Source organism: Vibrio hippocampi (assembly GCF_921292975.1).
Lineage (GTDB): Bacteria > Pseudomonadota > Gammaproteobacteria > Enterobacterales > Vibrionaceae > Vibrio > Vibrio hippocampi.
Genome location: NZ_CAKLCM010000003.1, coordinates 821,091 through 843,844, shown reverse-complemented (window position 1 = coordinate 843,844; position 22,754 = coordinate 821,091). Strand labels below are relative to the sequence as shown.

General features: G+C 44.0%; 22 protein-coding genes. 16 read left to right on the top strand and 6 right to left on the bottom strand.

From position 1 onward, the window contains the following. The first annotated feature begins 1 nt into the window (after position 1). From L9Q39_RS16890 to L9Q39_RS16870, 5 genes are all read left to right on the top strand, one after another. Complete coding sequence (locus L9Q39_RS16890) at positions 2-481, top strand: TadE family protein (protein WP_237486265.1); 480 nt, start codon at positions 2-4, stop codon at positions 479-481. Continuing rightward, a complete protein-coding gene (gene tadF / locus L9Q39_RS16885; RefSeq protein WP_237486264.1) occupies positions 468-1,040 on the top strand; it encodes a tight adherence pilus pseudopilin TadF in 573 nt (190 codons plus the stop codon). The genes L9Q39_RS16890 and tadF overlap by 14 nt, the downstream gene beginning before the upstream one ends. Before the next feature lie 2 nt (positions 1,041-1,042). Then, the gene (locus L9Q39_RS16880) at positions 1,043-2,644 is read left to right on the top strand and encodes a TadE/TadG family type IV pilus assembly protein (protein WP_290369167.1); all 1,602 of its coding nucleotides are present in this window, start codon (positions 1,043-1,045) and stop codon (positions 2,642-2,644) included. An 8-nt stretch (positions 2,645-2,652) separates the two neighbouring features. Further along, complete coding sequence (locus tag L9Q39_RS16875) at positions 2,653-3,285, top strand: OmpA family protein (RefSeq protein WP_237486263.1); 633 nt, start codon at positions 2,653-2,655, stop codon at positions 3,283-3,285. Positions 3,286-3,440: 155 nt separating this feature from the next. Continuing rightward, positions 3,441-4,853, top strand: coding sequence for a hypothetical protein (locus L9Q39_RS16870; protein WP_237486262.1), 1,413 nt, complete (start codon positions 3,441-3,443; stop codon positions 4,851-4,853). A gap of 82 nt (positions 4,854-4,935) precedes the next feature. Here L9Q39_RS16870 and L9Q39_RS16865 read toward each other — a convergent pair whose 3' ends face one another. Then, positions 4,936-5,427, bottom strand: a complete 492-nt coding sequence (locus L9Q39_RS16865) for a MarR family winged helix-turn-helix transcriptional regulator (protein ID WP_237486261.1) — start codon at positions 5,425-5,427, stop codon at positions 4,936-4,938. 268 nt (positions 5,428-5,695) lie between these two features. Here L9Q39_RS16865 and L9Q39_RS16860 point away from each other — a divergent pair, with 268 nt between their 5' ends. The 5 genes from L9Q39_RS16860 (at position 5,696) to L9Q39_RS16840 (ending at position 9,608) form a co-directional block, all read left to right on the top strand. Beyond that, on the top strand, positions 5,696-6,001 hold the full coding sequence (locus tag L9Q39_RS16860) for a DUF3861 domain-containing protein (protein WP_237486260.1): 306 nt from the start codon (positions 5,696-5,698) through the stop codon (positions 5,999-6,001). A 177-nt stretch (positions 6,002-6,178) separates the two neighbouring features. Beyond that, positions 6,179-7,030 carry an SDR family oxidoreductase gene (locus L9Q39_RS16855; protein WP_237486259.1) on the top strand — a complete coding sequence of 284 codons (852 nt, stop codon included), beginning with the start codon at positions 6,179-6,181 and terminating at the stop codon, positions 7,028-7,030. A gap of 180 nt (positions 7,031-7,210) precedes the next feature. Then, on the top strand, positions 7,211-8,206 hold the full coding sequence (locus L9Q39_RS16850) for an ABC transporter substrate-binding protein (protein ID WP_237486258.1): 996 nt from the start codon (positions 7,211-7,213) through the stop codon (positions 8,204-8,206). Positions 8,207-8,673: 467 nt separating this feature from the next. Then, on the top strand, positions 8,674-9,330 hold the full coding sequence (locus L9Q39_RS16845; RefSeq protein ID WP_237486257.1) for a potassium channel family protein: 657 nt from the start codon (positions 8,674-8,676) through the stop codon (positions 9,328-9,330). Between the two features lie 125 nt (positions 9,331-9,455). Then, a complete protein-coding gene (locus L9Q39_RS16840) occupies positions 9,456-9,608 on the top strand; it encodes a hypothetical protein (protein WP_237486256.1) in 153 nt (50 codons plus the stop codon). A gap of 89 nt (positions 9,609-9,697) precedes the next feature. Here the strand turns inward: L9Q39_RS16840 and L9Q39_RS16835 are convergent, their stop codons facing one another. Beyond that, entirely contained in the window at positions 9,698-10,171 is a 474-nt protein-coding gene (locus L9Q39_RS16835; RefSeq protein WP_435532862.1) for an ASCH domain-containing protein, read from the bottom strand. 317 nt (positions 10,172-10,488) lie between these two features. Here L9Q39_RS16835 and gltS point away from each other — a divergent pair, with 317 nt between their 5' ends. From gltS to yegD, 3 genes are all read left to right on the top strand, one after another. Beyond that, positions 10,489-11,721 carry a sodium/glutamate symporter gene (gene gltS / locus L9Q39_RS16830; protein ID WP_237486254.1) on the top strand — a complete coding sequence of 411 codons (1,233 nt, stop codon included), beginning with the start codon at positions 10,489-10,491 and terminating at the stop codon, positions 11,719-11,721. Between the two features lie 369 nt (positions 11,722-12,090). Next, complete coding sequence (locus L9Q39_RS16825) at positions 12,091-12,981, top strand: substrate-binding domain-containing protein (protein WP_237486253.1); 891 nt, start codon at positions 12,091-12,093, stop codon at positions 12,979-12,981. Between the two features lie 119 nt (positions 12,982-13,100). Continuing rightward, positions 13,101-14,453 (top strand): molecular chaperone, encoded by a 1,353-nt coding sequence (gene yegD / locus L9Q39_RS16820; RefSeq protein ID WP_237486252.1) that lies wholly within the window; start codon positions 13,101-13,103, stop codon positions 14,451-14,453. Positions 14,454-14,510: 57 nt separating this feature from the next. Here yegD and L9Q39_RS16815 read toward each other — a convergent pair whose 3' ends face one another. The 3 genes from L9Q39_RS16815 to idi form a co-directional block, all read right to left on the bottom strand. Continuing rightward, the gene (locus L9Q39_RS16815; protein WP_237486251.1) at positions 14,511-15,653 is read right to left on the bottom strand and encodes an iron-containing alcohol dehydrogenase; all 1,143 of its coding nucleotides are present in this window, start codon (positions 15,651-15,653) and stop codon (positions 14,511-14,513) included. 384 nt (positions 15,654-16,037) lie between these two features. Then, positions 16,038-17,258: a glucose-1-phosphate adenylyltransferase gene (glgC, locus tag L9Q39_RS16810; RefSeq protein ID WP_237486250.1), complete on the bottom strand. Its 1,221-nt coding sequence runs from the start codon at positions 17,256-17,258 to the stop codon at positions 16,038-16,040. A gap of 412 nt (positions 17,259-17,670) precedes the next feature. Beyond that, positions 17,671-18,213 carry an isopentenyl-diphosphate Delta-isomerase gene (idi, locus tag L9Q39_RS16805; RefSeq protein ID WP_237486249.1) on the bottom strand — a complete coding sequence of 181 codons (543 nt, stop codon included), beginning with the start codon at positions 18,211-18,213 and terminating at the stop codon, positions 17,671-17,673. A gap of 455 nt (positions 18,214-18,668) precedes the next feature. Between idi and L9Q39_RS16800 the strand changes: the two genes are divergently transcribed. Further along, positions 18,669-18,818 carry a hypothetical protein gene (locus L9Q39_RS16800; RefSeq protein ID WP_237486248.1) on the top strand — a complete coding sequence of 50 codons (150 nt, stop codon included), beginning with the start codon at positions 18,669-18,671 and terminating at the stop codon, positions 18,816-18,818. A 105-nt stretch (positions 18,819-18,923) separates the two neighbouring features. Here L9Q39_RS16800 and L9Q39_RS16795 read toward each other — a convergent pair whose 3' ends face one another. Beyond that, positions 18,924-19,934 carry a LacI family DNA-binding transcriptional regulator gene (locus tag L9Q39_RS16795; protein WP_237486247.1) on the bottom strand — a complete coding sequence of 337 codons (1,011 nt, stop codon included), beginning with the start codon at positions 19,932-19,934 and terminating at the stop codon, positions 18,924-18,926. A gap of 199 nt (positions 19,935-20,133) precedes the next feature. Here L9Q39_RS16795 and manD point away from each other — a divergent pair, with 199 nt between their 5' ends. Together manD and L9Q39_RS16785 are read left to right on the top strand one after the other, a co-directional pair. Then, positions 20,134-21,351 (top strand): D-mannonate dehydratase ManD, encoded by a 1,218-nt coding sequence (gene manD / locus L9Q39_RS16790; RefSeq protein WP_237486246.1) that lies wholly within the window; start codon positions 20,134-20,136, stop codon positions 21,349-21,351. 79 nt (positions 21,352-21,430) lie between these two features. Continuing rightward, positions 21,431-22,603 carry a Gfo/Idh/MocA family protein gene (locus L9Q39_RS16785; protein WP_237486245.1) on the top strand — a complete coding sequence of 391 codons (1,173 nt, stop codon included), beginning with the start codon at positions 21,431-21,433 and terminating at the stop codon, positions 22,601-22,603. The last annotated feature ends 151 nt before the right edge of the window (positions 22,604-22,754 follow it).

The following is a 22,754-nucleotide window of genomic DNA, read 5'->3' as shown; positions in this document are numbered from 1 at the left end:
CATGCATCGACGAAGTAAGCAGTGGGGAACCACAACCATAGAATTTGCCATGGGGGGAATAGTATTAATTTTCTCCACCTTTGCCATTTTTGAAGCTTGCTATCAGGTGTATGTGGTGAATATGACGGAATATGCCCTGCGGGAAACTGTTCGAAGCACCAAAACTTATCAAGGTGGCAGCGTCAATGATAAATATTTAGAGCAGTTTAATCGCATTATTCAGGACGACAGTAACTTGTGGCACTTTTTGATGGATGACGAAAAATTTTCCATGGATGGGCGCTACTACTTGAGCTATTCCGATTTTATCAATGACATCGGCACCGACTATGAAAACCTAGCTTCAAGCTATGACCTAGCCGAAATCACAGTTAGCTACGACTATAGTCCAATGATTGAGGTGTTTGGTAATCAGGAACACACGATTACCCGCACAATGGTACTCAATCTTGAGCATGAGGGGTGGGATGATGAGGAATAACCACTCACGGTTACGGTCACCATCACCGACGGTTCGCAAGCAAAGAGGCTCATTTGCTATAGAACTTGCGTTTGTTTTGGTGGGGCTGTGTGCAATCTTTTTATTTGCGACGGACTTAAGTTATCAACTGTTGCTAAGAGCAAATTTGGATCGCTCAAGTTATGCGCTAGTGAATGTTCTTAAGGAACGTACGCGCTATTTTGATGCTGATATTACCAATCAAACCGGATTGGAATTAGACAGTGATGATTTGTTAGATATGCAGACCGTCGCCGCGAGAATGCTCAACAAACAACAAGATGAGGTGGCAATCCAGATTGAGTCATTGCTCTCGGGAAGCCAAGTGGATACCAGAATGAGCGATGAGTATCGTACACAAAACTGCAGCACGAATAGTATTGAGGATTACCAAGATTTAGCGCCGATTGATAACGGTGTTTACTATCCCTTATATCGTGTGACGTTGTGTGCTCAGCATGACTCTTGGTTCCAATCCTTCTTTAATTCAGACACGGATACCATACAAATCGTGTCTTCCTCAGTGATTGCAGGGAGGTAAGGGTGGGGAAAGGACAATATTCAGTCGCACCTTCCAAGCAGCGCGGAGTCGCCGCTATTTGGATGGGATTGAGCTTAGTTCCGATTATGGGTTTTGCGTTCTGGGCGGTCGAGGGAACCCGTTACGTTCAAGAATCGAGTCGTCTAAAAGACGCAACGGAAGCGGCTGTTTTAGCGGTGACTATTGCCGATAGTGAAGAGAGCAGTGCCGAAATGGCACAAGGCTACGTCGATGCTTATGTGCGTGATATTGATGCAAGCCAATTTGAAATCACTCGTACCTATCAAGAACGCGATGACGACAATGATCTGCTCGAATACATTCAATACCAAGTGGATTCGATTACAACCCATGACTCTTGGTTTGCGAGTAATTTTATCCCGAGTTTTTCTGAGCAGCAGGATTTAGCCGCTCAATCAACGGCGAAGAAATATCCCACGTTATTAGGCGATAACAACATTGATATTGTATTTGTGTCCGATTTCTCTGGTTCGATGAACCGTTATTGGGATTCAAAGTCGAGCTGTGATAGCAGTAATTCAGGTTGTAAAATTGCCGATTTAAAACAAGCGATCGAAGCGGTATCGGAAAATATTTTGTGTAGCTCTGTGAGCAATACCGAACTCGATGAAGATGGAGAAGATCGCTGCGCTGATGATGCTGATACGACGAGTGATAAGTTAGATAATAGAATTGCGTTTGTTCCGTACAATATACGCACTAGAGAGCATACGAGTAACGATACGTATATTGTCAGCCAATTAAGATACAACGACTATAATCATTCGCTATCCGATTATAGCTACGAAGATATTGACTGGGATAAATGGCGTGTAGAAGACGATGACGATATTGAAGACTGCGCGGACAGATATAGCAAATGTGATGGTCAGAACAATACTGAAAAGAAAGATAATCAACAACAAGCCAAGCGTATTGAAGATGTGATGACCAGTCGTCATGACAGTAAGAATAAAGACAAATTCGAAACCAACAATTATGACACTTATAACTATGTCGATTTTGATTTGTCGGTCAGTCAGATGATGGTGGATAAATACAGCTCTGCAAATTTAAACACTGCGTTTCGAATTGACGATAACGATTTATATTCCGGCTTTGGTCAATCAAGTCAAAAACAGTTCTGGAATGTTGAACTGACAAACAACATCTCAAACCTTGAAACCATTGATGAAATGGTTGCGAGTGGTAATACGGCTGCGTTTCAAGGGATCTTAACCGGTATTCAATATCTTGCGAAAGGGGATCCAAACTCCGACGATGATGAGATACAAGAAGAGTACGACAACAAAGTGAAAATGTTGTTGATACTGAGCGATGGTCAAGAATCTCCGGATAATGGTGTGCTCAGTGGTCTTGTCGACGCCAAGCTGTGCGATAAAGCACGAGAAAATATACCAGGCTTGTATATCGGCATTATCGGTATCGACTTTGAGGCAGATACGCAAAGTGGATTCCAAGACTGTGTACTAGAGCCCGACGAAGATATTATCAATGTGAATAATCTCGATGAATTGATTGAAAAAATTGAAGAATTAATCGCCAAAGGTGCCAAAACCAATGGCGTGACTAAGTTATATTAGGAGTCGATATGCTTTTGCATAAAACAGGAATACTGGTTGGGTTCACTTTGCTTTGGGCTGGAAAAAGCGTTGCCATAGAGTTAGACCGACAGAGTTATTGCCACCAAGGCGCTTCCGAGATCAGGCAGGTGAGTACAGTAAAGCAAGTGAATCTTTTGACGCATCATGTCGATGGTCATCCACAACATATTACTCAGATACAAGCGCCGAGATTATCTGAACAGATTTTGAGTCAAAATTTTAATCAATTTCACCTCCAAGATTGTTTGGACATTGTGAGTGATGAACCCCTTTACAATAGGGACAATAAACAAGTAGCGACGATTCATTTTAAGTTTGACCAAGCTAAACTATCACCACTCGCAACGCAAAGCTTGCAAGGTGTCGCTCAAAAAATAGCGACGCAACCAACACTAAAAATGAAAATCGATGGACACACGGATAATAGCGGTTCTGACGCCTACAACCAAAAGTTAAGTATTTTACGCGCCAGTAACAGCGCGAGTGTGCTCATTTATCAAGGCGTACATAGTAATAATGTACAGCTGGAAGGCTTTGGCGAAAATCAACCTCATACTGACAACAGCACAAAATACGGACGCAGTTTAAATCGCCGCAGTTTGATCTATGTCGTAGAGTGACGACGAAAAGTGACATAATTAACACCTCAGTAGGCGACACTGAAATTTGGTTTTGTTAAACTGAGTGACCTTATTTAAGGAATATTATGAGACAAATGGTGTATTTCGTACCGTTTGAGTCAAAAAGTCAGTATTGTTAGGGAACGAGGTCACGCGTGAGTTGTAAACTTTTTACGTTGAATACTAAAGCAGCATCATTAGTCGCTGTGCTCTGCTTGAGTTATGGCAGTCTATCGAGCGCATCAGAGTTAATTAATTTTGATGAGCAAATCGCACTTGATGACATTAATCGCCAATATGAAAGCAGCTATCAAGCAACTGGCTTAGAGCAGAACGTAAGCCACTATAATACGCTTAGTTCCGATATCGAGTCAGTGAAAATAAAGCTAACCAATAGTATTGATATCGTTAACACGGACAGTTTAAAACTGAAAGATCAGTTAATTGCAGGTCAATATGACGAGTCTTTAGTGCTGACTTTGCGCAATATGTCAGCCAATATCGCGCGCTTAAAGACGCTATTGGCGAACAACGAAACAGAACTCGCCACCTTAACGGAAAGCATCGCGACGGGACAGAATGACGTCAATCATCTTGCGCGAACCAAAAACAAGCAGTTGCTATCACTTTACGAACAGATTAAATCCCGTCATGTCAGCAGCGCAAGAACCGTGCTGAGTGATACCGTAACCGGTCAAATTGAGTGTGATGTTACACAGAGTCTTTCTGCTTGCGTGAATAGCAATCTTACCTCCATGAAAAACTCATTTGTGTTAGGTAAAGGGGGCGCTGAGCGTATTGCTATCGACTCGTTTAAGGTGACGGACGCGACGCAAAAAATGAGTGGCGATTTGAGTTATACCGTCAATGCAAAGTATAAGCGTGTCTATAACGCTAACCTTGAAGTTGAATTGCGTAAAGCTTTGGGTCTAGAGAAGATCTTCTTTGTCTTCCGCTCCAATACCAAAGGGACCGAGTATTACATCAATGATCAAAAAGTAGGTCGTGGTGAAAAGGTACAGATTTCAGGCAATTATGTCGGTGTTTACGATGTCAAAGCGGTGAAAGGCGGCAAAACTCAGTCACTGAAGTTGAATCTAGAAAACGATGGCGACTATTTCTTTCCATTTGCTAGTCAGAAAACGACCAGCAAAACAAGCAAACAGCCTGAGTCAAAAACCGCTGAAAATGCTTCTAGCTTAACTAAACAGATCCTTAGTGGCTTGTCTATTCAGCCTAATGACGACGAACTTAAACCCGCTAACTACTATTCCAACACGGTGATTCATAAGGACGAGCTTTATCACTATTTGTCTCCAGTAGAACATAAAAATTCGGGGAGAAAGACGGTGTACTTGTCACAGCAACGTGCTGATCAGTATTGTCAGGAAAAATTGTCCGCGCAACTGGCGTCCAAGGATGTGTACAACTATTTAGCTAAGAGTCATAAGTTGGATGCAGGCTCGTATTGGATCGCAAATGGGCAGGTTTATTCAGCGACGACGCAAGCGATTGTTGATAGCCAGTCAAAACAAAACCGCTTTATTTGCATGTTAAGCATGCAGTAGTGTCACCTCCATACTCACGTATCATTAAAGCCTGTTTCTACAGGCTTTTTTTCTATCAGAAAAACTTACCTTGTTACGGCAATTATTCCCAGTGAGCTAACAGTTTAGTGAGCAGTGAATCAAGCGTTTGCTGCTCTTGCTTTGAGAGTGTGTTGATCGCGGGTTGTTCGCTGATGTGCAAATTGATGATGACTTGGTCGATCAATTGTTTACCACAAGCGGTTAATTGAACCAGTTTACTGCGCTTATCGCTTGGATTGTCTAAGCGTTGAATCAAATCCGCTTGCTGTAATCGACCTAACACCTTAGTTAACCCTCCGGAGCTGAACAGCATCGCGCTATACAGTTGGGTAGGGGATAAGCAGTGTGGCGGCGCTTCCTTTCGCAAGGTTTCAAGCACACTAAAATCAGCCGCTTGCAATTGATACGGTACTAACACTCGCTCTAAATTTTTGTGTAGATAAGTATGAATGCGATGCATCCGTAATATTGCAGGGGTAATTTGTGCGGCGGACTCGGGCCAATGATCTTGGGTTTTGGTTAATATACGGGCAACACTATCACTTTTTTTCATAATCCTAATCTCAAAAGATTTGGCGATATCTTGTCACCTATCCCGAGTTTTTACGGTTCACATTGCCGCTTATTGTATACCGTGACCCTTGTTGCATCAATGCGTAGCAGTCGTCTATCAACTCAGTCCTTCATCATCTCAGGTCCACATCAAACCAACCCTAACTAATGATATGTCAGTGACTTTGTTGGGTGATGTAGTTGACAATGTCAATTAATAATATATAGTTGATGTTATCAACCAAATGAACAATAAGTGAGAGACTGTAATGAATAAAATTATCCGTAAAGACCATACCTATCGCATTACAATTGAAGAACAAGTCACTGGAGGCGAACAAGGGCGCAGTGTCGAGTTGGAGTTTTCCGATCGTGAAGATTTACTCAACGTGATTGAGAAAATGAAAACGGGCAGTGGATTAGAAACGCAGACCGCGACACGAGTTGGTTTAGCTCTGCGTCTGTTAGGACCGGTGTTGATGGAAAATCGTAAACACCCGCTGTTCGTAGACTTTATGCCGCATTTTAAGCAATTTATGCAGAATCTAAAAAGTCACATTAAAAACAACCAATAATATCAAAAAGGTCCGAGTAAGGGCTTTTTGCCGTTTTAGTCAGCTTACCCCTATGTTGCAGTGCAACAACAAACTGACCAAAAAGAGTACCTCATTGGGTGCCATCAAATTGCATGTGACTCATTAGTCACTAGAATCAAAGTAACCCATAGGGTATATAAAGCTTCGGAGGTTTACATGAAAATAGCAGTGACAGCAGCGAGCGGGCAGCTTGGTGCTTCCATCGTCAAAGCGCTAAAAGAAATGGTTCCAGCGAGTGATGTGATAGCGCTTGCCCGAACGCCAGACAAAGCGGCATTTTTGCAGGTTGAAGTAAGACCGGGTGATTATAATGATGCTGAGCAGCTAAAAGCCTCTTTAGTCGGTATCGACACCCTTTTGCTTGTTTCTGGAATGGATGCGCCAGATAAGCGTATCGATCAGCATAGAAACGTCATTAATAGTGCGGTGGAGGCTGGTGTAAAGAAAATGGTTTATACCAGTGTGCAGGGAGCAGAACAGGGAACTGCATTTTCTCCGGTTATTCAAAGCAATCGTCAAACAGAGCAAGATGTCAGAGAAAGTGGGCTGCAATGGGTTATTGGTCGCAATGGGATCTATATTGAGCCGGATATTGAATATATCGAAAGCTATAAAAAGCTTGGGGCTATTATCAATTGTGCCGGAGAAGGCAAGTGTGGATACACCACGCGCAGCGAACTCGCCCATGCGTATGCTTGCATGTTGACCCAAGACAAACACGATGGCCATACTTACAATCTTAATGGTGAAGCTATCACGCAAGCGCAATTAGCCAGTTATATGAATTTGGCTTTCGATACGAATTTAAGCTACCAAGCAATGACTGTTGAGGACTATAAACAAGACCGTATTAACGAGCTCGGTGAGTTTATTGGCACGGTTATCAGCGGTATTTATCAAGGTATTCAGTTGGGCGAGTCTGACAACCCCAGTCACTATCAGCAAGCAACGGGGCGCGAACATATCCGCTGGCATGATTACTTTAGTCAGCTTAAAGCTAGTACTTAGCACCTCATCTAGTGACGTTGTCACTAAGTTTACGCCACCACAAATCAGGTGGCGTTTTCGCTTTTTCCGCCAAATTTTTGTGATCTTGTTAATGTGTTTTGTAAACATTTATGTTGCTGACCATTTACTTATTCCATTGATGTCTATACTTAATTTTCATTTATTGTTTGGAAGTCACTGATGAAAAGCGTTCAGTCCGTTTTAAGCGTCACCCTGCTGTCTGCAGCTTGTTTTTCCGTTTCCGCTCAAGAGTGCGGGGATATAACGATTGCCGATATGAACTGGAATTCAGCCAGTTTCTTAGCCCATATCGATCAATTCATTCTCAATGAGGGCTATCAGTGCAGTGCTGAATTAGTGCCCGGCGATAGCGTGCCAACGGGGACGTCGATGATTGAGAAAGGACAGCCTGATATTGCCCCAGAAATGTGGACGAATGGTATTAAAGAAGCGTTGGATAAAGGCGTGGCTGAAAAGCGTTTACGCTATGCGGGTAAGTCATTAGTGGATGGTGGGCAAGAGGGTTTCTGGGTGCCAAAATATATGGTTGAGCAGTACCCAGAGCTTAAAACCATTGAAGGGGTGATAAAACATGCCAACTTGTTTGAACATCCTGAGGACCCAAAGGCATCGGCATTTTATGGCTGCCCAGCCGGTTGGACTTGCCAGATCACCTCAGAACATCTATTTAATGCGATGCAACTGGAGCAGAAAGGGTTTGATATGGTTGACCCAGGTTCAGGTGCCGCTTTGGCGGGAATTATCGCTAAAAGCTACGAGCGTCAAAAGCCTTGGTTTGGTTACTATTGGTCTCCAACACCGGTTTTGGGTAAGTATGAGATGGTAATGGTCGATTTTGGTAGCGGTACTGATGTTGAAGAATTCAGAAATTGCACCACACAGCCAGAATGTGAGTCACCCAAGGTAACGATGTACCCACCCGCGCCAGTTCATACTATTACCACCGAGTCGTTTGCAACCCGCGAACCTGTTGCCTACCAATATTTATCGCAACGCGGCTTAACGAACCAGCAAATGAGTCAGTTGTTGGCTTGGATGGAGGACAACCAAGCTGACGCAGAAGAAGCGATGTTTTATTTCTTAGAGACTTATCCAGAGCTTTGGAAACCTTGGGTATCTCCTCAAGCCGCTCAACGTATTGAGACAGCGCTATAACGCTGCTGGGTATAAACAAGCAAACGGCAGTAGGGCATAAGCGCCTTACTGCCGTTGATATATTTAAAGGGTTAGCGCGGAACCCGCGTTCTCTGTCCGATTGTTTTCGTGAGCTTGGGTATAAGAGCAACTAAACTTGTTTTTTTCACGTTAACGTATACCTTTAAAAACATGAATATAAAAAGATAAAAGGTAACTTATGCCAGTTGATAGCAGTGTGGAGTCGGTGATGGTAAAAACAGCGTTGAAGTCTGGTTTGCCAACAATCAGTAAGCGTGTGATGAGCAATATCGCGTTTACAATATTAGGCGCAGTCTTATTGTTCGATGCAATTAGTCGAGGGGTTTTACCGCTTCCTTACTGAAAGTTGAATTATAAAGGGTATTATCACGACCACTCGTCATTAGTTTTGGTCATCGACCATAGTATAATGCTCGATGACCAAATCAAATTAGGAGACTTTTCTAGTGGCTCGGGTATCTAAAGACGATAATTTTTACTTTCTATTTTGCGCTCTGCTGGTGCTATTTTTTGGTTGCGCATTGGCGCAGCAATTTTACCCTCAGGGTCAAGAAGTTATATTGACATTGATTGTCGTGACCTTAGCGTTCTCAATCGCGGGTATTAATCAAGGAAGGGCGTTATACCGCTCATGGTATGGCATGCTACTCATCACAGCCAGTGTCTCGGGTATGTTTTCATTTTGGGATAATTACAACTTCTCGGTAATTACCTTGTCGGCTTTGCTGGTTTTTCTAGTGTCCCATATTATTTCTGCGTTTAATCAGGTAGTGACGAATAAAGGCATTACGACCAATCATATTGTCGGTTCTATCTGCATCTATTTACTGATGGGGATGGCTTGGGCAACGATGTATCTGTTGATTCTAGAATTGTTCCCAAATGCGTTTGTAGGATTAGAGGCGAAACCTTGGCTTTCTAATCTGTTCAGCGCTCTCTATTTTAGCTTCATCACCTTAACAACCGTGGGATACGGTGATATTTCTCCGGCGGTTCCTGTCGCCCAGTTTTTCGTGTTTATGGAGTCGATAATAGGTAGCTTTTATATTGCCATTATGGTGGCGAGCTTAGTCAGTATGCGCCTTGCGCAGGTGGACAAATAACGCAAATATCAAAGCGTGTTATTGGTTATCGTTACGATAAAAAATCCGATTAGGAAACTCGCATAACCTCTGCTTAAATTGCCGCCGTTGAGTCGCAGTGACTCCTCTGATTTAAGGTAAAAGCTATGTTTTCAATTGATGATGTTGTTGTTGCAACAAAAGGTATCGATCTAGGCCAGATGGTAGTCACTGGTTTGAGCGCAGGCGGTTATTACGTGCACGTTTCTGTCGATGGCATGTCACTAACTTATCCGGCAAAAGATCTTAAAAAAGCTTAAGTCGAATAGCAGATTGATAGAAAAGGGTAGCTACGATAGCTACCCTTTTCTTTACAATTACCTAACACCTAACACCTAACACCTAACACCTAACACCCTTTCCCAAAAACAACCTCAAACCTCTCCAACACCAGCATAACTTGCGACGACATCTCAATATTCTCTTGCTGACATTCCTTACTAAAAAATGTCCAATGTGCATCGCGCCACCATTCAAGCGTTTGGTCACCTTCGCCTTCTGCTGCGGCAAACTCTGCCGTTACATCACAATATCTTTGTTGTTCGACGTGCGTAATTTGAATAATACAACTAGGCGTGCCATCCCATCGCGTGACAAGCATAAGATTTCCGACCTCAGGCATCGGTTCTCGTTTTTCTTCATACCAATAACTCAGACTACAGGTCGCGGTCTTTTTTCCTTGCAGTACGAGATCTGCACACAGGTTTGCGTTGTATTCGTCGGCACAAAAGTAATCAATCGCTACGCTATCGATATCAAACGATTTATCTTTCGGCAGCGTGGCAAGGTAGTGGTTAATAAACGCACTCTGCTCCACGGTCATTTGTTCTGAAGTGATTTCTTGTGTAGACATATCTTGCGTAGGTCTCTCTTGAGTAGTCAAAGTGGGGCAACGCTCGGTTCAAACGGATAAAAAACAGCATAACACACATTAATATCTTAGGGTGTTGGTCTTTTTTGTTACGGTTAATGTGATTGAGTTGGCATTTTTCTGGGTGATGTCGGAAACTTAACCTACGCTGAGCGGTTTAATTGGTAACATATTGAAATAATTTGGCTTGTCCAGTTTATTCTGTATCTCATATCAGTCCGCTTAGCAGTCACTGGATCATTATCTTTAAGCATTAATTAGGAACAACTATGGAATTTGAAAACGGCATTCTGCACCTTGGCTCATTCTTCGCCGTGACGCTGGGGATTGTGGTGCTATTTATTGGACGCCGACTGAATCAAGTCGTTGGCTTTTTGAAAGAGTTCAGTATCCCTGAGCCTGTGTCTGGTGGCATCTTGGTTTCTACCTTGATTGCATTATTGTATGCCACTACCTCAATCGAAGTGACCTTCGATCTATTCGCGCGCGATATTCTACTGGTGTACTTTTTTACCACGATTGGTATTAATGCCAGTCTTAAGGATCTGTTCAAGGGCGGTAAGCCGTTAATTGTGCTATTGGCGATCACCATTTTCTTTATGGTGATGCAAAACGTGGTTGGTATTTCAGTCGCCAGTCTATTCGGTTTAGAGCCGGTGTTTGGTCTTTTAAGCGGCAGTATCTCTTTGATTGGCGGACACGGGACAGCTATTGCATGGGCACCGAGGGTAGCGGACGAGTTTGGCTTACAAAGTGCGATGGAAATTGGTATCGCGAGTGCGACTTTTGGTCTGATCTTGGCGAGTTTGATGGGTGGTCCGATTGCTAAATTTCTGATTAAAAGACATAACCTCGTCTCCGATCATAAAGATGCAACATCGCCAACAAACAGCGTAGAGCAGGCGCAAGGCACTTCTAGTCGCATGACGTCATTCGAGTTTCTTGACGCGATTTTAGCGATTCATATCTGTATTGTGGTTGGTGCTGTGCTTAACGAGGCGGTCTCAGAGATGGGGTTACAATTGCCGCTATTCGTTTCCTGCCTATTTGCCGGTATTGTGATTACAAACTTAATCCCGGACTCTTATCCAAGACTGACAGGCACCAAATGGCCAACACGTACTGCAGCGATTGACCTTATTGCTGAAATCGCGCTCGGTACGTTTTTAGCGATGTCATTAATGAGCATGCAACTTTGGACCTTGATTGATTTAGCCGGTCCTATCTTTGCCATTCTAGCGATGCAATTCTTGCTTGCCGTGGTGATCAATATCTTTGTGGTCTTCCCAGCGATGGGCAAAACCTATGATGCTGCTGTGGTTTGTGCCGGATTCGGTGGTATCTCATTGGGTTCAACACCGACCGCGATGGCGAATATGTCGGCAGTGAGTCACAAATACGGTTATTCAGCGCAGGCGTTCATTATTGTTCCATTGGTCTGTGCATTCTTTATCGACTTAGCTAATGCCTTAATTATTCCTTACTTTATGGGCATGATGTAACTTATTTCGCGTATCACTATCTATCCCTGTTTTTTATTGTCTGGCAGTTGTGCTTTGCAGTAAGGAGTCGGGGATAGATATTTTCCCCAATTCCCAATTCCCAATTCCCAATAAGTATGAAGTATTAAGCTTACTTTCGTCATTTATCTATTGTCGGCGCTCAAGCGATTCGAGGGCTTGCGTCAGTGAATTGAATGATCGTTAACAATGGATATTCAACATATCATCTCCAGTTAGTGAGTAATTGATAAAATAGTGATCTCACCTGTGATCCATTGGTAGGAAATTTTTTATACTTGCCTATAAAGTTTACGGTATAAAAGTCGTTAAATTAACTAGATGATGGCGATTAGGTTAGGGTTGGATTTTATGAAAACGAAAATAATGCCGAGCATAATTGCTCTGATTTTATGGTGTATTCCCGCACTTTCGGCCGCTGCACAGGAAACAATCGGCGTTGTGCTATCCAATTTAAGTAATCCCTATTTTATAGCGGTGCAAAATGCTATTGATGCTCATAGTAAAAGACTGGGTTATGAGACGCTGGTCTATGACTCCAATAACGAGTTGGATAGCGAACTGGCGAGTATCCGAGCATTGGTAGAAAAAAAGGTCACGGCAATCATCTATAACCCAACAGATTTAACAGGTTCAACGGGATCATACCAAGCAATTAAGATTGCCAATCAAGCCAATATTCCCATTGTAGTGCTGGATAGAAGGGTAGAGCGTGGCAGTGTGCTTTCTCGTGTGATCAGTGACAATGTTGAAGGTGGAGAGATGGCAGGCTCTTTTATCATTGCCAAGCTAGGTGATCGGGCTAATGTGGTTCAATTATTAGGGTATCGTAATTTATCGACTACGCGTGAGCGTAATCAAGGTTTTATGAATGTGGTGAATAATTCTAGTCTTAATCTAATGACGAGTATTGAAGCGGATTATAGCCGTAGTAAAGCCAAGAAAGTGATGCTTGAATTACTCAAAGCGAACCCGTCAATTCATGCCGTATTTGCACATAATGATCAAATGGCGATGGGCGCAGTCGAAGCGATTGAAGCGTTACATGCCGATGTTCTTGTGGTGGGTTATGATGGAACCGATGTTGCTAAGCAAGCCATTAAGCAAGGAAGGTTAGCCGCAACGATCGATCAGCAAGCCGGTTTAGTCGGACAGCGCAGCGTCAAAGTGATCGATACTTGGTTATCGGGCGGTCAGGTCAAAACCTATATCGCCGTTTCTACCAAAATCATTGGTCAATAGCACAAGATTTCTTAAAGCCAAATGATCAGTTTATGCCATTTACAAATTGTCCCTTGACCAGACGTCGGCAGTCAGGTTTATAATTCGCGGTTTTACCCTGAGCTTCGGAGACCGCTCCAATGACTATTGGCTTTGATTTTGGCACCGCAAATTGCTCGGTTGCTCATTTTTTTCAGCAACAAGTGCAACCTATTCCACTCTTCAACAACGCGCCTTATCTATTGTCGTCTTTGTGTGCTCCCAATCCAGAAACGGTGTCTGAGTATCTGTTTCGTTGCCAAGATATTCGCCCAAGTACGCCGGAAGGTGAACAAGTGCTTAGACGCGCGATCAAGATCAATCGTGAAGAGGGGCTTGACGTTAGCAATGAGGACTTAAAATTTGGTGGCGATGCATTGGATCTTTATCTGCAAGATCCCAGCGATGTCTATTATGTTAAGTCGCCGAAATCTTTCCTTGGCACGATGGGTTTAAGGGAAGTACAACTCTCGTTTTTTGAAGACTTAGTCTGTGCATTGATGAGTGAAATCAAACATCGAGCTGAGGACCATTTACAACACCAAGTCGAGCAAGCTGTGATTGGTAGACCGATCAACTTCTTGGGGCGTGGTGGCGATAAGTCTAACCGCCAGGCGATTGGGATTCTTGAACGAGCCGCTAAGCGTTCTGGGTTCAAGTCGGTTGAATTTCAATATGAACCCGTGGCGGCAGGCTTAGACTTTGAAGCCAGTTTAAACAATGATAAGCATGTATTAGTGGTTGATATCGGCGGTGGTACCACCGATTGCTCTATGCTGCGTATGGGACCAAGCTGGGTAGGCAAGCAAGATCGCAGCAACGCTATCTTGGCGCACTCAGGTCAAATGGTAGGCGGTAACAATCTCGACATTGCGATTGCATTTAAATCGTTTATGGCAGAATTTGGCAAGGAAACGCAACGCAAGTCGGGGCTTGATATTCCATTGATTCAGTTCTGGAATGCCATCGCCGTCAATGATGTTCAGGCGCAAAAGCAGTTTTACTTGCATGATAATCTGGCGGTGCTAAAACAATTTCACAAAGAATCGTTGCAGCCAGAAAAAGTGGCGCGTTTGATTAAGCTCTATCAAGAAAAGCTAAGTTATAGCGTGATACATCAAGCGGAACAAACAAAAATAGCCCTCTCTGAATCCGACCAACACCTTGCGCAATTAACCGTGATTGATGAGACAATTTCCATCCCAGTGAGTAAGTCTGAAATGCAAATGGCTATCGAAAGCTCGACAACGAAGATAGAAAGCTTGGTGCTCGAAGCGGTAGCTCAAAGCGGCATCACTCCGGATGTGATTTACATGACAGGCGGCTCATCGCGCTCGACGGTACTGCGCGATGCTGTGCAAGGCTTGCTGCCAAACACGCCAATGGTAGCCGGCGATCACTTCGGCTCTGTAACCGCAGGCTTAACACGCTGGGCAGATACCATTTTCAAATAAAACTGGCGCAATAGTTAACGCTCATTATGATGCCCCTAGAACTAGGGGCATCATTAACTACAATGCTCGCTCAAGAATTGCGCGGCTAACATCAGGCGTGATTGCTTGATTTTCGCCTAACGCGGTATAACCGTTATTGATGAGCTTTTTCACCACAGACTCGATAGCGTCTGTTTTGTCTCCCGGTACTTCGGAGAGTTGCGTGTCTAATGCAAAGCTAGCATAGAAGTTGTCGATGGCGTCGATGGTGCGTTCCGCAAGATCAGCCCCAGCTTCTAAGCCGAATACGTTGTGACCCATTTGCTCAAGTTTGCCACGTTTTGACTCAATTTGATTGCGTAGTAGGGAAGGTTGCACAATCGCCAATGAACGAGCGTGGTCAACATTCCAAAGTGCAGTAAGCTCATGACCAATCATATGGGTTGCCCAGTCTTGAGGCATACCAGTACCAATCAAGCCATTGAGCGCTTGGTTCGCGGTCCACATAAGGTTTTCACGCCACGCATCATCTTGATTGCCGAAGTCAGCACCCAATTTAAGCAGGTTGCGCAGTAACACTTCTGCATAGCCGTCATGAACCATACTGCCTGTCGGCAAGGTGATGTATTGCTCGCATACGTGAACCCAAGCATCAACCAGTCCATTAACCAATTGTCGCTCAGGAAGGGTTTTCATCGCTTCAGGATCAAGCACGGCAAACTTTGGATAGCAAGCTGGCGCCATAAAGGCGAGTTTTTCGTGGGTTGCTTTCTTGGTGATCACGCCGCCCATGTTTGACTCAGAGCCTGTCGCTGGCAAAGTGAGTATCGCACCCAGTGGCACCGCATCTTGAATGCGGTATTTTCCGCTCATAATGTCCCAGCTGTCGCCTTTATGCAGCGCTGCTGCGGCAACAAACTTACTGCCATCAATGACCGAGCCACCACCAACGGCAAGAATAAAGCCGATGCCGTCACGTTTGACGATATCAATGGCGCCGTCTAACGTCTCTTTGGTTGGGTTTGGCTCAACGCCGGAGAACTCTTGCCATTGATGGTTAGCGAGAGCGGAAACGACTTGATCGTAGACACCGTTGCTCTTAATAGAGCCGCCTCCATAAATTACCAATACCTTGGCATCAGTTGGAATACTGTTGGCGATTTGTTGAATTTGACCTTTGCCAAAGTGGATAACGGTAGGATTTGCGTAACTAAATTGCATCACTATGCCCTCGAGGGTTGTACTTATTGTCCCTTTAAACTGGGGATGAAAAGTCTTTGCTTCAAGTAAGAAACAAAGAAATATACGTTTTATTAACGAATTAGCTCAGTTATTGTTCGACTATTTTTGAAATGGCTAGATATCTTGACTGTGATAGAAGTATAGAACTGAAATTGAAACATGAGAGCGGAATTGACCTATACCCACGTTACCTCTGAACTCTGAATCTTGAGGTGACTTGGCTATAGAAGTGGTTAACGAGTTTGTTACGTTAACGGTTTTGCGATTAGATACTCAACAAGGGTTAATATCGTACCAAGCGGGAACAAAAAAGCGGTGAATCTTCACCGCTCAACGTTATCTTGTATTTAATGTATTTAAAGCTTATTCGGCAAACACATAGCCTTCGGGGATAACGACAATACCATTTTCGGAGATATGAAAGCGTTCCGCGTCCTGTGCTTTATCTAATCCGATAACCGTACCATCGGGAATGACCACGTGTTTATCAATAATACAGTTAGCAAGCTGACAGTTTTCGCCAACGGTGACATCGCCAAAGATAATGCTGTCGGCGATGGTGGCTCCATCATTAATGCGCACGTTAGAAAACAGAACTGAATGATGCACAGAACCGCCCGAGTTTATCACGCCATTGGCGATAATAGAGTTAATAAAGATACCTTCGTTACCCGTCGCTGAGGGTACGGTGCGTGCTGGGGGCAATTGTGGTTCATAGGTACGGATTCCCCAGTTCGATTGATAAAGGTTCATCGGTGGCACTGGCTCTAACAGATCCATATTAGCATCGTAGAATGAGTCAATGGTTCCAACATCGCGCCAATAACTGTCTTTGGCGACACGTCCGGTTTCTTCACCAAAGTGATAAGCGTAAACCCCATGAGTGTCGATCAGCTTTGGTATGATGTCTTTACCAAAGTCGTGACTCGAACTCTCTAGCTCAGCATCACTATTTAGTGCCTCTTGTAGTGTTTTCATGTCAAACACATAGATCCCCATCGACACCAGTGATTTGGTCGGATCATTTGGCATGGTGGCGGGCTGCTCAGGCTTTTCACTGAACGCTTCAACGCGTTTATCGCTGCTGGTTTGCATCACCCCAAAGGCTGTCGCTTCTTCTTTCGGCACATCCATACAGGCAACCGTCAATGCCGCGCCGGTTCTTTTATGTTCTTCGATCATCGCCGCGTAGTCCATGCGGTAGATATGGTCACCAGAAAGCACCACAACGTAGTCGGCTTCACTGCGGGAAAGTAACCACATATTATGATAGATCGCGTCTGCGGTTCCTTCGTACCACTTACCACCTTTACGCATTTGCGGAGGAACAACGGTGATGTACTCTTTAAGCTCTGGGTTAAACACCGACCAACCGTCGCGAATGTGTTTATGAAGAGAGTGTGATTTATATTGAGTGAGTACCAATATTTGTCGCAAGCCAGAATGCAAACAGTTAGTCAGTGTAAAATCGATAATGCGATATTTACCCCCAAATGGTACTGCCGGTTTTGCTCGGTCATCCGTTAAAGGGCTCAAGCGTGAACCCATACCCCCGGCAAGCACTATAGTCAAAACGTCTTGCATCTTATTTCTCCCTGAAATTGTGCAAATTTGGTCATTTAGTTGAAAAACTTACAAGAAGTGCGCCAACTCGTAATCTGTTGATTTTAGGACAACATCGAGGAGTGGGGTCAAGCTTTGCACTAACTTTGTGAGTCAAGTTGGGTGGTTGCATTAAATTGGATCATTTAATCGCGTGTTGATTCATTTTGGTGCAAAGAGTGGAGGGTAGCGAAGTGTGACGGTATCTGGGATTTACAATGTAAATAATATCTTGCTTAAGATATCGTTTAACTCAGCGCATCGGATAAATCGGATGCGCTTATTCTGAACTAACGGCTGCAATTTAACTGTTGTTGTAACGTGTTTGCTTATACTTTAGTGTGCTCACCAAAGTATAAGCGTGTTAGCCAAAGCATTAGTTTGAAACCCACCGCTAATCGGGTTTATTGAGGTGTTGCTCAGCTTTATCGAATACTAGACGAAACCATGCACTGAACGTCTCAGGTTGGCTCTCTAAGGTTTGGGCAATGTCTTGCGCACTCCACCAACGACAATCTTGGGCTTCGTCAGGGTTTAGTTGCCATTCGATACCCTCGGCTTGTGCAATCACCACATGATCAAGCTCGTTTTCGGTTAAGCCATTAGCAAACTTTGCGCGGTAACTGATTTGACCAATATCTTCTAGGTTAAGCTTTGCGCTGATGCCCATTTCTTCGACAAGGCGACGTTGGCAGGCTTTGATGATCTTTTCGTTGGGACGCGGATGAGAGCAACAAGTGTTACTCCATAAATCACCGCTGTGATACTTGTAATGGGCTCTTTGCTGTAATAGATACTGCGTGTTCCCTTCATGGATACGATAAAGGAGTACGGAAAAAGCCAAGTGACGCAGACCCGTTTGATGTGCGGCGAGCTTTTCTTCTTCGCCAATCGGGTTCCCAAGTCTATCTAGGATAACAACAAGATCTTCTTGCATATCAAGCTCTCATAAGTGACAAGTGTAAAGTAAGCGTGTTAGGTCTGGGGGCTTCCTGCACCTTTACCTATCGGTTTATACTCACACCTGTCCATTCGCGAGCGGCGGCATCATACCAATCAGTTTAATAAAGATCATCATGTAATCAGCTGTTATCTCGATGTTTAGTTATTAATATAAAATTTTTAATAGACTTTAGTAGTAATTGCTAGCGAACAGCAAAAAACCATTCTAAATTTAAGCTGTCCCATGTCGTTTTGTGTTGTTAGGGAAGGTAACGGCTGTTTTGACTTGGTGAGAGTGTTATCGGATCGGGTTGAAGCTAACACGGTACAGGTTCACGTCTTAGAAGCTCATGTGTTAAAAGCTACCAAGCTACCAGCAATCAAGGCAATTGATACCAAAAGACAACAAGCAACGTAACTAAAGAAACTTATAAATAAAAAGGTGATGATATGGATATTGTGGTAATGCTGACCAATGGTCAGTTTGGGGTCTTAGAGGATTGTGATCGCATCGATATTGAGGGCGAACATGTAGAGTGTTGGGTAGAAGATCAAGAAGGCTTTACTCTCAAGTCGGGGGAAGTGGAGCGTGTGCTTTAAGTAACGACGTGTGAACCCCTAGGTAAAAGCAAAGCGAATCTTTAAAAGATTCGCTTTGTTGTTTGAGAGACCAGAACCCTTTGCGCGCCATAGAGTTATCGCTAGCTAAGATAGTAATTTACATGAGTCACGCGCTATCAGTTCACAGGGTACGATGACCTTTTGTGCTGCTTGTTCAGGAGCGTTGATCGCTTGCAACATCAACTTAGCGGACTCGACACCGATTTGATAAGCATCCTGTTTGATCACAGTCACCGGTACTTTAAACATGTCCACCATCGGGATTTCATCAAAACCAACCACGGATACCTGATTCGGTATGCTAATGTTATTGCTATCAAGCAACTTCAAAAGATCCATGGTAATCGCAAGGTGTTGACTGAACATGGCCGTTACTGGTTGTTCGCTATTTATTAGAACGGTCGGGTTGGTGGCAAAGCCGCTTTCTCGCTGCCAATCAATGACCCAATCACTTTCAAACTCGATATTGTGCAGCGCTAGAGCTTCTCGGTAGCCTTGATAACGTTGCGATCGCGAGTCACCAGATTCAAAAGGCTGAGTCACAAACGCAATACGCTGATGACCCAGTTTAATCAGGTATTCTGTTGCCTGTTTCGCACCAGCAAAATAATCCGACACCACAATATTAGAGCGCGTACCTGGATATTCCAATTGAAACTCGACAATAGGGAAGTTTTGTTGCTGATAGCTATGTATCAACTCTTGATTGTGCCCAGTCGAGGTTAAGATGATTCCATCGACTCGCATTTGACGCAAAATCTGCAGCGATTGCTTTTCAATCTCAGGATCGAAATCGGTATTGTAAATAAACACATTATATTGATGACGTTTACAGTAGTCATCGATCGCCCGCAACACTTTCCCAGTGTTAAAGCCTGAAATATCACGCACAACAACCCCAATGGTTTTGGTTTTGTCACTTTTTAAATTGCGAGCAATTGGGCTGGGCACATAGTTCAAGTCAGAAATCGCTTGCTTAATTTTCCCCTTCGTCGCTTCCGACATATGACCATAGCGTCCATTAAGGTATTGAGAAACGGTACTTTTTGAAACGCCTGCATGATTGGCAACGTCGATGATTCGGATTTTGCTCATAGGTATTTTTTTAAAATTGTTATCTGGCTCAAATCAAGTGATTGACATCCTAACTTTTAGCAGACTATTATTCAAGTAAACCGGTTTACTAAATTGGTTTACTTGGTTGGTATAGTCAATTGATGTACCGAGTCGCGATACCGTGTGCTTATCCTAATGTCACCACAGCGAACAAAAATAATAAGGCGAGAGAATTAGTATGAAAATTAGTGAAATAAAAGTATTTGTCACCAATCCAGGTCGTAACTTTGTCACGGTGAAAGTGTGTACAGATGAGGGGGTTTATGGTCTTGGGGACGCAACACTGAATGGCAGAGAAATGGCGGTTGCCACTTATTTAGAAGAACATGTCGCGCCTTGCTTAATAGGTCGTAACCCGCAAGATATTGAAGACATTTGGCAATACCTCTATCAAGGTGTTTATTGGCGTCGTGGTCCGGTGACCATGGCGGCTATTGCTGCGATTGATATGGCGTTGTGGGATATTAAAGGCAAGGTAGCGAACCTCCCAGTGTATCAACTGCTGGGCGGAAAGTGCCGTCAAGGTGTCACGGTTTACGCGCACGCAAACGGCGAAACCATCGACGATACCTTGGATAAAGTGGCGGAATGTATCGAGCAAGGCTTTAAGGCGGTAAGACTGCAAACCGCTATTCCTGGTCTAAAAGAGACCTATGGCGTTTTAGGTGATAAAAAAGATTACTTTGAGCTGCAAGGTAACCGTCCTTTGCCACCCGAGCAAGAGTGGTCAACCGCGAAATACTTTAAGCTAGTTCCAGAGTTGTTTGAACGAGCAAGAGAACGCTTTGGCGATCAGGTTCACTTTCTTCATGATGTGCATAGCCGCTTAACGCCAATCGAATCCGCTAAGCTTGGCAAAATGCTCGAACCGTATAACCTGTTGTTTTTAGAAGATGCGTCTATTGCGGAAAACCAAGCTAACTACGAGCTTATCCGCCAGCATACCACCACGCCTTTAGCAATTGGTGAAACCTACAATACGATTTGGGATTGTAAAGACATGATCCAAAACCAGTGGATTGACTTTATCCGTGTTGCAGCGACTCACGCAGGAGGCATCACTGGCGTTAAGAAAATCTCTGATTTTGCCGCGGTATATAACGTTCGCACTGCACCCCATGGTGCCCCTGACTTATCGCCTATCTGTTTTGCGGCTCATGCTCACCTTAATACCGCGACACATAACTTTGGGATCCAAGAGTTTGTTGGTTTTGGTAATGAAGCATGTCAGAAGATTTTTAAGCACGACTTTAAATTGGATAATGGCATGATCATCGTCAGTGACGCACCGGGATTAGGCGTGGAGTTTGATGAACAACAAGCCGAGCAATATCAATACAAGCGTTCGTACCTGCCAGTCAGTCGTCTAGAAGATGGCACGCTATGGCATTGGTAACATCAGAGACAGGCGGCATGGTATCGAGACAATGCCGCTCATGTTATCAGGGAACACGAATTAACAAAGGAAACAAATAATGACGCAAGCAAGCACAGTAAATAACAACAAAGCAGATGCAAAGAAAGTCCTAGTTTATGGAACTGGTTTCGCTGGGCAAGGTCACGCCGCCGCGTTTCGTGATGCGGGTGCGGAAGTCGTGGGTATTGTCGGTCGTACTGAAAAAGTGGTTGAAGAAGTCGCGGCAAAACTCGACATCCCATACTTCGGTACCAACTGGCAATTGGCTTTAGAGGTTTGTAAGCCCGATATTGTCGCGATTGCAACACCGGGTGGTGCTCACGTTGAGCCAATTAAAGACGCCATTCAATTTGGCTGTCATGTATTTTGTGACAAGCCGCTGACTGAGAGCGGGGAATCCGCTGTTGAGATATATCGATTAGCGCAAAAGCGCGGGGTGAAAACCGCGTTCGCTTCCAGCTTCCGTTATATGCCAAATATCATTCATGCCAAGCAATTGGTTGAGCAAGGGGCGATTGGCGAGCCACTCGAAGTTGAATGCATTTCGCATTTTAATCTTGATCGCTACATACCGTTTGGTTGGTCGCACGAACAAGCCGCGGGCGGTGGACGACTCAACAATAACTTTACTCACCTGCTGTCTATCGTGACTTCTGTTGTTGGTGAAAACATACTGTCTATTTGTGGCGAAGTACGAAACGATATGCCCAAAGCTCCCGTGGTAAGTGGCGTGCATAATTTTACTGAGCGCCGCAACTTTATCCCTAAAGATATCGACGATCCGAATCTTGAGTGGCGCGATTGCGATGTGGAATGGTCCTACACCGTTATGGCACAAGTGGAAAGCCGTATAGAAACCGCAAATCCGGTATCAGTACTGTTTAAGCATGGTGGTTTGGTGCCGCGTTTCAATGACGATCATATTGTGTTCCATGGCAGCAAAGGCTCTATCTATATCAAAGGACATTATGGCGGTGGTCCGCTATACCTTTGGGATGGTGCGCAATGGCAAGAGCAAACGCTTCCCGCTGAGATTAGTGCGTTGCTACCGGATATTGATGACGATACTCAACGCAGTTGGACTCACCTTGCACGCCTGTTGGTCAACGATATTTCTGGGAACGGCGATGAAGCCTATCAAACCTTTGAAGATGGTTGTCGCTATCAGCAAATTATCGACTTGATCCGTAAAAATGACCGCTGGGTGGACGTGAGAAAGCTGTTGGATTGATTTAATTCGTTCAATGATTTTTTCGGTATAGGAGCTTACTTTGGGTAGGCTCTTTTTTTGAGGGTGGGATTGTCAGAAGAATACTGGTTGTATTACGAAGTTGCGATTCATCAAGAGCACTGTATTAATATATAACCATCAACGTTTGACT

Bases quoted from the DNA above. Each gene is read 5' to 3' on its own strand.
- L9Q39_RS16890 (WP_237486265.1), top strand. From the start codon at position 2: ATGCATCGACGAAGTAAGCAGTGGGGAACCACAACCATAGAATTTGCC.
- tadF (WP_237486264.1), top strand. From the start codon at position 468: ATGATGAGGAATAACCACTCACGGTTACGGTCACCATCACCGACGGTT.
- L9Q39_RS16875 (WP_237486263.1), top strand. From the start codon at position 2,653: ATGCTTTTGCATAAAACAGGAATACTGGTTGGGTTCACTTTGCTTTGG.
- L9Q39_RS16865 (WP_237486261.1), bottom strand. From the start codon at position 5,427: ATGAAAAAAAGTGATAGTGTTGCCCGTATATTAACCAAAACCCAAGAT.
- L9Q39_RS16860 (WP_237486260.1), top strand. From the start codon at position 5,696: ATGAATAAAATTATCCGTAAAGACCATACCTATCGCATTACAATTGAA.
- L9Q39_RS16855 (WP_237486259.1), top strand. From the start codon at position 6,179: ATGAAAATAGCAGTGACAGCAGCGAGCGGGCAGCTTGGTGCTTCCATC.
- L9Q39_RS16850 (WP_237486258.1), top strand. From the start codon at position 7,211: ATGAAAAGCGTTCAGTCCGTTTTAAGCGTCACCCTGCTGTCTGCAGCT.
- L9Q39_RS16840 (WP_237486256.1), top strand. From the start codon at position 9,456: ATGTTTTCAATTGATGATGTTGTTGTTGCAACAAAAGGTATCGATCTA.
- L9Q39_RS16835 (WP_435532862.1), bottom strand. From the start codon at position 10,171: ATGACCGTGGAGCAGAGTGCGTTTATTAACCACTACCTTGCCACGCTG.
- gltS (WP_237486254.1), top strand. From the start codon at position 10,489: ATGGAATTTGAAAACGGCATTCTGCACCTTGGCTCATTCTTCGCCGTG.
- L9Q39_RS16825 (WP_237486253.1), top strand. From the start codon at position 12,091: ATGAAAACGAAAATAATGCCGAGCATAATTGCTCTGATTTTATGGTGT.
- yegD (WP_237486252.1), top strand. From the start codon at position 13,101: ATGACTATTGGCTTTGATTTTGGCACCGCAAATTGCTCGGTTGCTCAT.
- L9Q39_RS16815 (WP_237486251.1), bottom strand. From the start codon at position 15,653: ATGCAATTTAGTTACGCAAATCCTACCGTTATCCACTTTGGCAAAGGT.
- glgC (WP_237486250.1), bottom strand. From the start codon at position 17,258: ATGCAAGACGTTTTGACTATAGTGCTTGCCGGGGGTATGGGTTCACGC.
- idi (WP_237486249.1), bottom strand. From the start codon at position 18,213: ATGCAAGAAGATCTTGTTGTTATCCTAGATAGACTTGGGAACCCGATT.
- L9Q39_RS16800 (WP_237486248.1), top strand. From the start codon at position 18,669: ATGGATATTGTGGTAATGCTGACCAATGGTCAGTTTGGGGTCTTAGAG.
- L9Q39_RS16795 (WP_237486247.1), bottom strand. From the start codon at position 19,934: ATGAGCAAAATCCGAATCATCGACGTTGCCAATCATGCAGGCGTTTCA.
- manD (WP_237486246.1), top strand. From the start codon at position 20,134: ATGAAAATTAGTGAAATAAAAGTATTTGTCACCAATCCAGGTCGTAAC.
- L9Q39_RS16785 (WP_237486245.1), top strand. From the start codon at position 21,431: ATGACGCAAGCAAGCACAGTAAATAACAACAAAGCAGATGCAAAGAAA.